This window comes from Photobacterium sp. OFAV2-7 (assembly GCF_022347985.1).
Taxonomy (GTDB): Bacteria; Pseudomonadota; Gammaproteobacteria; order Enterobacterales; family Vibrionaceae; genus Photobacterium.
This window is the reverse complement of the sequence record NZ_JAKRFQ010000205.1, coordinates 1-6,783: the sequence shown is the minus strand read 5'-3', so window position 1 is coordinate 6,783 and position 6,783 is coordinate 1. Positions and strand designations below refer to the sequence as shown.

Below are 6,783 nucleotides of genomic sequence, written 5' to 3'. Positions count from 1 at the left end.
CGATCTCTGCGTAATCATTTCTACATACCGTAATCAAAAACGGAGAGCACTGCTCTCCGTTTTCACGTCTGATTACTTTGTCCGATTCAGAAGACTGAACAGCGTGCTGAAAACACTGTCATCCGTCGCTCTTTGCTTGCTGCATATGTGGAATAACACGGCACTTACCAACCATAGAGCCAGATGAGTAAATAAACCTAAACTCAAATAGGCGTCGAGCGGGGATTCGTCTGTCAGGATTGTCAGAGGCAGTGAGTAAACATCACTCAAAAAATCACCAATCGCACTGGTACCAAACAATAGGTAGGACATGAGTTTAATTACTATCACCGCCACCACAACGGCGACCATCGGATAGGATACTAACTGCGATACTACCAATAATACGCAAGCTATCGGCAATAAAGACAAGCTCATCAATATTGCGCTACCAATGAAACCCAACCAGTGCCAAATCATATCTGGTACTGTGATCGAAAAAGACGCCATGATATCTAAAGGCATCCACATTTTAGCCAATAACCAAACCAGCACATCAGAAAAAATCAGCAGTATGGATGTAATCAGAGGAATAATAACAAGAGCAAACAACAATTTTGCAGCAATAGCCAAATAGTCGGAAACAGGCACAGCACGCCAGAACATTAAACTGCCCTCATTACGCTCCTTGCGTAATGTTTTGGGAATGTAGACCAGAAAAAGCAGTATATAAACACAGCCGGAAATAATCTCGTTGAGTTTACCAACATAACTGGCAAAGCCATTCGAGTCTGAGCCCAGCACCCACTCCCCGACACCCGAAGATTGAATATAGAAACTCACGTTGTCACCGCTCATTAGCAACGCAAAATTCAATACGGAGAATAATGCGATAAACAGCGGCAGCTTTACAACGATACGATATTCTATCAACTCTTTTTCTAACAGATGTATTAAAGCTCTCACGGCCTTACCTCCTGCTGAGTAGCAATAAATATATCAGCAAGAGTTGCAGGCGATACTTCACCCAAAGATTCAAGCTGTGAACGTTCGACATCTTTGAAAATCAACATATGATTATTATTTCCCGGCCTGTGATAAAGCGGAGAAAGTAATAAGGCTGAACTCAATTTTTCAGGACTAACAGTCAGCTTTGCAAAGTGTGATTCCAGCTCATGAACCTTTGCCTGCAGCACCACTTTTCCTTTTCGTAGTACCAGTACATCTGTCAACAGGTGTTCAATCTCTGCAACTTCATGGCTTGCGATGATTAAAGCTCGTTCACCGTCTCTGAACCACGATATTAAACTGCGATAGAAGACTTCCCTGTACATCAAATCCAGTCCGAGTGTTGGCTCATCGAGAATTAGCACCCTAACATTTGTCGCCATGACAATAGCAAGATGCAACTGAACTTTCATTCCCTTGGAGAGGCTTGCGATTTTAGCCGAAAAGTGAATATCAGTGTCATTCAAATACTGTTCAGCAATGTGTCGCTTAAATGAAGGGTGAACACCCGCCATATATTTCAGGATCTGCTTTACCGTCATCCAGCCTGGTAATACAGCAACATCGGAAATATACGCCAGATCATTAACTATTTTTACCCGATCCTTTTGCGGGTGGAGACCAAATACGGATAAGCTTCCGTCAAATGTCTGTGTCCCTAGCAGCGATTTGATTAACGTCGATTTTCCCGCACCATTATGCCCTAATAAACCAAGTATCTGGCCAGTGTGGAGCTCAAAACTAACATCATGTAGCGCCTGATGCTGCTGATATGACTTATTCAGTCGTTCAGCTTTGATCAATATTCCCACGTGATCTACCTATTGCAGATTGAATGTTTCAGTTTGGAGATGATATCAAACAAGAAGGAGAAAGAATAAGCGCCAGCTGAATAGCTAGCGCATAACTCGGTAACGAGCAGGAGAGATGGAATACGGGCAAGCAATAGACAAGACAAACCGACTTGGCATATTCAAAGCAAGGCACATAAATTTGTCATTGAATAATTACTTAACAATGCTTTCTCATTCGAGCTGAAAATTCAGAAAACAATACTAAAGGCTTATTGATCACCTCTGTTTAAGGCAATGGTATTCATACTAGATAGCGCATTATTCAAACAAAGAACGTTTATGCGCCCCAACCAGGCAGAGATTTTTAATGCCGTGACATCACTATTGTTAATAAGCAATTATCTTTTCAAGGCAAAAAAATCCTATCACTCAGTAGCACATATGATGCGCTGCCTGAATGTCATAACTATCCATCACTCGAATATCGAGCGGTTATGTGTTTAGTTTGATAATGATATAATGCTAATTATGCATTACTCTTCTTTTTCGACTAAGTCTTCTGGGTGAACGCCATCTTTTTCCATCAATGCCAGAATCTCAGTCATACGAACTTGGCGCGCTTCGTCTTTAAACTCATGCAATACTGCAATTAAATCATTAATTTTTTGAAGTGGGATACGTTTAATAACGGCTTTCTGGCGTCCTGGCACTTCATCAGCAAAATCAATTAACATCTGACGATAATCAACACGCTCTTCTTTAATCGTGCCCGTTGTTGAATCAACGTTCTTTAACATTGCGGTCAGTGCTTTTTCAGCAGCTGCAAAACTATCCATGAAACATACCTCTTAAATCATATACCAGCATGTCATTACTCAGGCTTCTGTATGGAAAACCAATACAAGATTTATTTAGCCTATATGCAATAGCCGGGCAATTGAAACTTTCAGCTCAAAAAAGAAAACAACCTCAAAGGAATCGTAGAGGTCGACAACTGTCTGTCAATTAACATCAGTAACGATTGCGATATCTATTCACACTCTAATTATAATGGAAATTGACGGCACATGTGGCCCGCAAGACAGTTTAACAGGCAAATAATACCTCTATAAAGCAATCTTGTGAACTCAATTTTAAACAAAAACATCAATTCCGCGAGCGAAATGCCCTATCGCAAAGTTGTTACTCAGAGTGACATTGATATTTTGGTTCAATAGCAGCCATTTAGCAACAGTCACTATTAATAAAAGTAACAATTTCTTTTCGTCAACAATGAGTCAAATGGTCGATAACGCAATATAATTGTCAGACGAACAACAATCATTTTGCTCTGGTTTATCTATGTACTCAGCACAGCACCGTACAATCTATGCAGGAATGTTTGTTCTTGTAACCCTGTTTTTCCCCTCTTCTTCACATGCCTCCATCAAGGTTGAAGGCACATTCGCCACAACAAAAAGCTGTCAGGCATATCAATCAATCCGTAAGAAAACTAATCCTGGAAACATATCTGTTCAACCCGGTAAAGATTACGAGGCAATCTCAGTAAATAAAGAAGAATGGGATTGGGTCCAACTAAAGCTGCCGGGTGTTACACCGCCAGCTCGCTGGGTCGAAAAACATTGCGGTAATGTTGATTTCACAACAGCCTCTCAATCATTCCTCACTCAGCCATCATGCAAGATCGCCAACCATTATGACTCTTATGTTCTCGCAGTATCATGGCAACCAGGATTTTGTGAGCATGCCAACTATAAAGGACAAAAACCTGAATGTGAGGCGATCAATACTGGCAAGCAAAAAATATCTAACCTGACATTGCATGGGTTATGGCCGAATAGAACCCAATGCGGCATAAATTACGGCTACTGCAACAACCAAAGCGCCATGCAACTATCGGGAGCGACTGTCGAACATCTCTCACCATGGATGCCAAATTTCTTCTATCAAACCGACTTTGGTGAATACCAATGGAAAAAACACGGCACATGCCAAGCCAGAAGCGATGATGATTACTTCAAAACAGCCGTAAGTCTCGTCCAACAAGTCGATGCCTCTATAATAGGAAGCTATATTAAAGAGAATATTGGCCAAACGATCAGTACCGAGGTTTTTCGCAACACACTAATAAGTTCACTAGGCGTCAACGCTACAAATAAGCTTCAGCTTTCCTGCAGCAAAGGACGCTATCTACAGGAAATCAGGCTCAAGCTAAGCAAAGACTTCGAACAATATGCCACTCTCACTGATAAGCTGAATGTAGCCCCAGCGAGCGGACCTTTTCGTGGCAATTGCGACAAGCTTCTATATATAGAGGAAGCAGGTATTAAATAGAGGGAAGATGGCGAACTTGTAACCACAGCACCTCTTTTCTTGTTTCTGTTATACCGTTCAAGGTTTTGATTTTGCTTTAAACGGACTTTGTTGTTAACCTTACCGCAGTTAGTAAGATTTTGAATATAATGGCCTTTTGGCGGACATTAGCGCAGTTTGGTAGCGCACTACTCTGGGGGAGTAGGGGTCGCTGGTTCGAATCCAGTATGTCCGACCAAAGGGCCATTTTTTATTTCCTGTAAATAACACTTCTCTCGACCACCTTTCCGAAAACCACACGAACCTCCCTCTTCTTTACCCACACTAAATTGGGGTAATTTTCAAATGAAAGTTATGTGCTAGCGGTCAAAAACTTGCGATGAATCCAATTTTCTATTTCATATGATATGCAATTGATCTGTATCAAAGTACTATAGCCAGGTAAGACTTTGAGGAGACAATAATGAAAATCAATCCAACTTGTAGTAAGTGCGGACAGTCTGATGAGTTCCTTATCACAGAAGATGATGTCTATATCTGTATTTGTGGTCACAAGTGTACAAAGATTGATGAGATAAAGAGTGTTCAAGTTCTTCAGCCAGCCGAAGAACATTACCAAAACCTGCAAAAACCAGCTTACATGCACTGATATTTACACCTAATATAAAGCTAACAACACAAGCTTTCTTATTTCACCCTTTACTGCCCCTCTTAAGTTAGCTCCCGACCCGGGAGCTGCTCATGCTCCCCCTTCAGTATTTCATTAGAATAGTTATTAACTCGCTATTCATTAGCCCAAAGCGCCTAATTGGAGATTAACCCACGCGTTTTTCGTACAAGATTCAACCGGTTGTTAATTTTTCTTAAAATCCACCAACGCAAAATCAGTTAAATTTCCTACAAATTAAGTTAAATTTAGGTTAAATCTCTATTTTAATGTTATTGAACAATGTGCAGAATCGCAAATAATTATTACCGCCACACCAAACGTAATCACATGAATTTAATAGGTATTTTTTATAGCTTAGCATTCTGTAAGCTTTCAACCCACAAATCTCATTTAAAAAACGTGAGCAAGATCACGCTGCATTCAAAGAATTTCGTGCTAACTTGCAGCGCCTTCTTTGGGCAATACATCCGATTCTATGTTTCACAATTGTGAATGCAACAAGTTACTGATACTGATGCATTTGTGAGCAACAAAAAATATAAATCCAGAATCGTATTCAAGAACTGTCACATATATGGACGTTCCGGTTCGCTCAGCCAGCGTTACTTGGCTGAGCCTGATATACAGGAAAATTTTATGAGTGTAACTAACGAAACTTGGTTAACATCGCTAAACGATGGCCTGCTGGCTGTGATCGGCGAAGTTAATGGTGTTTTATGGGGCTGGCTACTTATTTACCTGCTGGTAGCAGTAGGTGTGTACTTCACTATCCGTTTAGGCTTCATTCAAATCCGCCAATTCAAGCACGCTGTTGCTGTTCTTAAAAGCGGCAAAGATGTTGATAACGGCATCAGTTCATACCAGGTATTTTGTACTTCAATGGCAGCCCGTGTAGGTACGGGTAACATGGCTGGTGTTGCCGTGGCCCTAACTGTGGGTGGCCCTGGTGCTGTCTTCTGGATGTGGGTAATTGCCATCTTCGGTATGTCTACAGCTTTCATTGAGTCTACACTGGCTCAGATCTACAAAACCAAAGACGTAGATGGTCAATACCGTGGTGGCCCAGCTTACTACATGGAAAAAGGCCTGGGTATGCGTTGGATGGGTTCTCTGTTCTCAGTATTCCTAATCATTGCTTTTGGCCTGGTATTCAATGCTGTTCAGGCAAACACCATCACCGATGCCCTGAACCACTCTTTCGGTTTTGATGAAACAATCATGGGCGTGATCATTGTTGCTGCCTCTGCATTCTTCATCATGGGTGGCCTGCGTAAAGTTGCTGCTGCATCTGCACGCATCGTTCCAGTTATGGCCGTCGGTTACTTGCTAATCGCCATGATCATCGTTGTGATGAACATTACTGAACTGCCTGCTGTTATCGCTCTGATTGTTAAGAGTGCATTTGGCTGGGAAGAAGCAGCTACTGGTGGTGTTGCCTACACGATTGCTCAGGCAATGCGTAGCGGTATCGCACGCGGTCTATTCTCTAACGAAGCCGGTATGGGTTCAGCTGCAAACGTTGCAGCAAGTGCGACACCAAACCCTAACCACCCTGCTTCTCAGGGCTTTGTTCAGATGCTAGGCGTATTTGCTGATACTATCGTTATCTGTACCGCTTCTGCAGCAATGATTATGCTTTCAGGTGTTATGGATCAGCCAGATGCGGCATCTGGTATCGGTCTGCTACAACAGGCACTGACTAATGAGCTAGGCAGCTGGACGACTTACTTCATGGCAGCAGCTATTCTACTGTTCTGCTTCTCGTCTATCATTGCGAACTACACCTACGCCGAAACAAACATCATGTTCCTTAACGGCAACACGAAGAAAGGCTTGTTTGTATTCCGTCTGATTGTTCTTGCTATGGTGATGTTCGGCTCTGTTGCGTCTCTACCAGTAGTATGGAACCTTGCAGATGCTTCTATGGGCTTCATGGCACTGATCAACATCATTGCACTGGTTATGCTGTCTAAGCTGGCTATCAAAGTCATCAAAGACTACGAGCAGCAGCTAAAAGCT

Annotated in this window: 6 protein-coding genes and 1 tRNA gene; 4 read left to right on the top strand and 3 right to left on the bottom strand. The window is 42.1% G+C overall.

Annotated features, from left to right (window positions below):
- Window positions 1–72: 72 nt before the first annotated feature.
- The 3 genes from MHN01_RS12290 to MHN01_RS12280 all read right to left on the bottom strand — a co-directional run bounded on the left by MHN01_RS12290 (window position 73) and on the right by MHN01_RS12280 (window position 2,617).
- A complete protein-coding gene (locus tag MHN01_RS12290) occupies window positions 73–912 on the bottom strand; it encodes an ABC transporter (protein WP_239411615.1) in 840 nt (279 codons plus the stop codon).
- A 29-nt stretch (window positions 913–941) separates the two neighbouring features.
- Complete coding sequence (locus MHN01_RS12285; protein ID WP_239411614.1) at window positions 942–1,799, bottom strand: ABC transporter ATP-binding protein; 858 nt, start codon at window positions 1,797–1,799, stop codon at window positions 942–944.
- A 515-nt stretch (window positions 1,800–2,314) separates the two neighbouring features.
- Window positions 2,315–2,617 carry a hypothetical protein gene (locus MHN01_RS12280; protein ID WP_075762069.1) on the bottom strand — a complete coding sequence of 101 codons (303 nt, stop codon included), beginning with the start codon at window positions 2,615–2,617 and terminating at the stop codon, window positions 2,315–2,317.
- Window positions 2,618–3,083: 466 nt separating this feature from the next.
- Here MHN01_RS12280 and MHN01_RS12275 point away from each other — a divergent pair, with 466 nt between their 5' ends.
- The 4 genes from MHN01_RS12275 to MHN01_RS12260 all read left to right on the top strand — a co-directional run.
- Entirely contained in the window at window positions 3,084–4,115 is a 1,032-nt protein-coding gene (locus MHN01_RS12275) for a ribonuclease (RefSeq protein WP_239411613.1), read from the top strand.
- Window positions 4,116–4,255: 140 nt separating this feature from the next.
- Window positions 4,256–4,332 (top strand) — tRNA-Pro (locus tag MHN01_RS12270).
- Between the two features lie 225 nt (window positions 4,333–4,557).
- Window positions 4,558–4,743, top strand: coding sequence for a hypothetical protein (locus tag MHN01_RS12265; RefSeq protein WP_075762070.1), 186 nt, complete (start codon window positions 4,558–4,560; stop codon window positions 4,741–4,743).
- Window positions 4,744–5,400: 657 nt separating this feature from the next.
- On the top strand, window positions 5,401–6,783 hold a 1,383-nt coding region (locus tag MHN01_RS12260), incomplete at its 3' end, for a sodium:alanine symporter family protein (protein WP_239411612.1).

Excerpts from the sequence above, each read along its gene's own strand:
- MHN01_RS12280 (WP_075762069.1), bottom strand. The coding sequence starts at position 2,617 with ATGGATAGTTTTGCAGCTGCTGAAAAAGCACTGACCGCAATGTTAAAG.
- MHN01_RS12265 (WP_075762070.1), top strand. The coding sequence starts at position 4,558 with ATGAAAATCAATCCAACTTGTAGTAAGTGCGGACAGTCTGATGAGTTC.